This window comes from Liquorilactobacillus satsumensis DSM 16230 = JCM 12392, assembly GCF_001435195.1.
Taxonomy (GTDB): Bacteria; Bacillota; Bacilli; order Lactobacillales; family Lactobacillaceae; genus Liquorilactobacillus; species Liquorilactobacillus satsumensis.
This window is the reverse complement of record NZ_AZFQ01000045.1, coordinates 1-231: the sequence shown is the minus strand read 5'-3', so window position 1 is coordinate 231 and position 231 is coordinate 1. Positions and strand designations below refer to the sequence as shown.

Below are 231 nucleotides of genomic sequence, written 5' to 3'. Positions count from 1 at the left end.
CATCGAAACCAAGCCTATCGCGCACTTTTGCTGACTACTAAAGAAGGCCTAAAGGTTTATTCTGCTGATGATGGGGCCCCGGTAGTGTACACCAACGACTTAGGGCAGTTAATCTTCAAGCGCGATTCGATTTTTGGAGTCAGTGATCCGCAGGTTTCGGGTTACTTAGCCGCCTGGGTTCCAGTGGGAGCAAGCAGTACCCAAGATGCGCGCACTGCCAGCAGCACTGCT

General features: G+C 52.4%; 1 protein-coding gene. It reads left to right on the top strand.

The features are described 5' to 3' along the window. The coding region (locus FD50_RS07440; protein WP_156653516.1) for a glycoside hydrolase family 70 protein at window positions 1-231 on the top strand (231 nt) is incomplete at both ends.